Source organism: Sphaerochaeta sp. S2 (assembly GCF_016406725.1).
Lineage (GTDB): Bacteria > Spirochaetota > Spirochaetia > Sphaerochaetales > Sphaerochaetaceae > Sphaerochaeta.
The window spans coordinates 1-3,962 of record NZ_JAEKNT010000254.1; the positions used below are offsets into that span (position 1 = coordinate 1).

Annotated in this window: 3 protein-coding genes; all 3 read right to left on the minus strand. The window is 47.0% G+C overall.

The annotated features are described in order from the left end of the window. On the minus strand, positions 1-928 hold a 928-nt coding region (locus JF818_RS07175), incomplete at its 3' end, for an FGGY family carbohydrate kinase (RefSeq protein WP_255528439.1). A 111-nt stretch (positions 929-1,039) separates the two neighbouring features. Further along, positions 1,040-2,335 carry a glucose-1-phosphate adenylyltransferase gene (locus JF818_RS07180; protein WP_198891349.1) on the minus strand — a complete coding sequence of 432 codons (1,296 nt, stop codon included), beginning with the start codon at positions 2,333-2,335 and terminating at the stop codon, positions 1,040-1,042. Position 2,336: 1 nt separating this feature from the next. After that, positions 2,337-3,791 carry a glycogen synthase gene (locus JF818_RS07185; RefSeq protein ID WP_198891350.1) on the minus strand — a complete coding sequence of 485 codons (1,455 nt, stop codon included), beginning with the start codon at positions 3,789-3,791 and terminating at the stop codon, positions 2,337-2,339. Between the last annotated feature and the right edge of the window lie 171 nt (positions 3,792-3,962).

The following is a 3,962-nucleotide window of genomic DNA, read 5'->3' on the forward strand; positions in this document are numbered from 1 at the left end:
CATCAGGGGTGGTGACCAGGTCAATGAACTTGTTGTAGCTCTTGGAAAGAGGCTTCTCAAGGACAATCATGGCAAAAACGGAAGTACCAGCTGATACATTTCCGGTTCGCTTCTTCACAGAATTGGTTGCAACCATTCCAGTACCTGCATCTCCCTCGGGAGGGCAGAGTGGGGTACCTGCTTCCAGCATACCGCTTGGATCGATCAAGGCCGCACCTTGCTTGCTCAATACACCTGCCTGCTCACCTGCTGGTAGAATGGAGGGTAGAATGGAGATTAAGTCCCAAGGGTATTTACGATCTTGTATCTGGTTTGCGAATCGGTCAAGCATTTCAGTATCATAGTGTCCACTTGCTGTATCAATCGGGAACATACCTGAAGCATCACCAATGCCCAGTACTTTCTCTCCGGTAAGCTGCCAGTGAACGTATCCAGCAAGGGTGGTGAGGAATGATATAGCTCCCACATGTTCTTCTCCACTGAGAATGGCATGGTAGAGATGACTGATGGACCAGCGCTCTGGAACAGGGTAATCAAAGAGGTCACTTAATTCTTCTGCTGCCTTGGCGGTAATCGTATTTCTCCAGGTTCTGAAGGGGACAAGGAGTTGTCCCTTTTCATCGAAGGCAAGATAGCCATGCATCATTGCACTGACACCCAGGGATTTTAGTTTTTTCAGCGGAACACCATAGTTGCTCTGAACCTCTTTCTGGAGATTGGCGAAACAGGTTGAGATGCCTTTCCATACATCCTCAAGGCTATATGTCCAGATTCCGTTGAGTAAGGTGTTTTCCCAGTCATGCCCCCCTTGGGCGATGGGCTGGTTTTCCGAGTTGATCAAAACTGCCTTGATTCTTGTGGAACCAAGTTCAATACCGAGCATTGTCTGGCCATTGACAATCTCTTGTGTAATTGTATTCTTCAGCATGTGCTACTCCTTCCGATAATTATAGCCTGTATAGCAGATTATGAAAAGTGTTGAAACAAAGAAACAGCGGAAGTTTAATCTCTTCCGCTGTGTAGAAATACCTGATTGATATTACATTACCGTTCCATTCTTGATGATTGCATTTTTATTGATGACGATAATCCCATCATGAATGGAATACATTGCAAAATCCCCTTCCTGACGAGGGATGTCATCAATTCCTATACGGCATCCGTCCCCGATACGGGCATTCTGGTCAATGATGGCCTTTCGGATAATGGTCCCCCTTCCGATACCTATATTGGGAATGCCTTTCTTCGCATTCTCAGCCTTCTGTTCCTGGGTCTCATAGAACGAGGCACCCATACAGTAGACGCCATCAAGAGAGGCCCCGGACTCAATAATGGTACGAACACCGATGATTGAGTTCACGATGTAAGCATTGGTTATGATGGAACCTTCACTGGTAAGTGAGTTTGAGATATTACAGAAATTCACCTTCGTAGCGGGCAAGTGTCTGCGGTGGGTGTAGATTGGCATTCTTTCATCGTAGAAGTTGAATTGTGGATTGATCGAGGCCAGATCAAGATTGGTCTCATAGAATGCCTTAATTGTTCCGATATCCTCCCAGAACCCGTCAAAGAGGTAGGTGGCAACCTTCCGTTGCTTGATGACATCGGGAATGATCTCTCTTCCAAAATCCGTCTTGTCGTTGTTCAGAACCTCTTCCATCGTCTGTGCGTTGAAAATGTAGATACCCATACTTGCGAGGTACTCATTGCTTGGGCCTGTATGTACTCCCAAGGAAGAGAACATGAATTCATCGCCAACCTTGTATTCACTGATGTCCAGGTCAATAGCTGGTTTCTCATAGAAATCGGTAATCATTCCATCCTTGTCACAGCCGATGATACCCAACCCTGTTGCTTGCTCCCTGCTAATGGGCTTTGATGCAATGGTCAGTTCGGCACCGCTCTTGATATGTCTGTCGAGCATCTGTCCAAGGTCCATTCGATAGAGTTGGTCTCCACTGAGAATGATATAGTAATCGGCATTCTGGTCGTGGAAGTGCTTCATGTTCTTACGAACAGCATCAGCAGTTCCCTGATACCAAGTATCAGTTTGATTGGTCTGCTCTGCAGCAAGAATCTCTACAAACCCGTTTGAAAAGGTGTCGAAGATATAGGTGTTGGAGATATGGTTGTGAAGCGAAGCAGAGTTGAACTGGGTGAGGATGTAGATCTGCCTGATTTCACTGTTGATACAGTTTGAGATTGGAATATCCACCAATCGATACTTTCCAGCAAAGGGAACTGCAGGTTTGGCACGGTCCATGGTGAGAGGATACAGTCTGGTACCTTTTCCCCCTCCAAGTACAATCGCAATCGTTTTTTCTCTAGTTCGCATGTCATTTCCCCCTTAAGCTGGATCTATATACTGTTTGATATGCCTTGGCCGACCGCTCCCATGAACTGTCCCAAAGCATGCATCGTTCTCGAATGGTCTGGAGTGTCTTTGGACCCTTCTCCCACCAATATATTGCCCTTTCTACTGCCTCAAGTATACCACGAGCGCTCATACTCTCAAAGAGAATGCCGGTTCCCTCCTTAGGATTCTCATCCAGGTCTATGATACTGTCTGCAAGACCTCCTGTCTTTCGGGCAACAGGCAAGGTACCATAGCGTAAGCTGTAGAGTTGGTTGAGTCCGCAAGGTTCATATCGACTCGGCATCAGGAAGAAGTCGGCTCCGGCTTCAAGACGGTGAGCCGCCTTGTTGCTGAAGAGGATATTCACTGAGAGGTTTTCATAGCGTTCCCCAAGTTCCCTGAGCTTTATCTCCATCGCAGAATCACCGGTACCAATGAGGATCATCTGCATGGTGTGCTTTTGCAGCATCTGCTCCAAGGCACAGGGAGATCCTTCAAGCAATTCGACGAACCCCTTTTGCTCGGCAAGTCGACTGATCATGGCAAAGAGTGGTATGGAGGGGTCTCTTGGAAGATTGAACTCCTCTTGCAGTTCTGCCTTGATTACCTGCTTTCCTTGCTGAGAATGTGCAGAGAAATGATGTTCTATGAAAGGATCTGTTTCAGGATTCCACTCATCCGGATCGATACCATTGATGATACCATCCAGGTCAGCTGAACGTTCAGTGAGCAGTCCATCCAAAGAGCAACCATACTCTTTGCTCTGGATTTCTTTCGCATAGGTTGGGCTGACGGTGGTGATGCGATCGGCAAATTCCAAACCGGTTTTCAGCATATTGATACGCTTGGTCGGCGTCTCTCCGCTGAACATCCTGTTGTCAGGCAAGATGTCAGTACTGAGCAACTCCAAGCGTGAGAATTCACCCTGATAGGCTAGATTGTGGATGGTCATTACGCTCTTGGTTTTCTGGTAAAATGGATCATCATGCAAAGAAAGGAGATAGGGAAGAAACCCACAAGTCCAATCATGACAGTGCATGATATCGACTTTCCAGTCGAGGAGCTTGCAGAGAACCAAGGCAGCCTTATTCAAGAGAGTGAATCGTTTCAGGTTGTCGTGGTACGGGGTAAAAGAGGTGTCGCCATAAATCCCCTTCCTGTCCGTGTAAAAAGGGTGTTGTACAAAGTAATACGTCACCTTTCCAAGACGAGTCTCGCAGAAAGTTACTGACTCGGTACTTCCTAGAAGAGAGACCTCTCCTTGAAACGGTAAATCGGTGAAGGATGTTCTATCGACACTCCCATAGAGAGGAAGCACTACTCGGACCTCTTCGCCAACCATGGCGAGGGCTCCCGATAGTGCCCCAACTACGTCTGCAAGCCCCCCTGATTTAGAGAAGGGGACAGATTCACTCGATACCATACATATATTCATGCCTCAATTAGAACACTAAGGCTATGTCATCGTCAAGGAGATTTGTGTGATATATGAGTTAGGAAATGCACCCTAACGGTATGCATTTCCCTCCAATTCGTCGATATACTCACTTGAACAGTGGGCAGCAATGGCTCCATCACTGGCTGCTGTTACCAACTGCCTGAATAC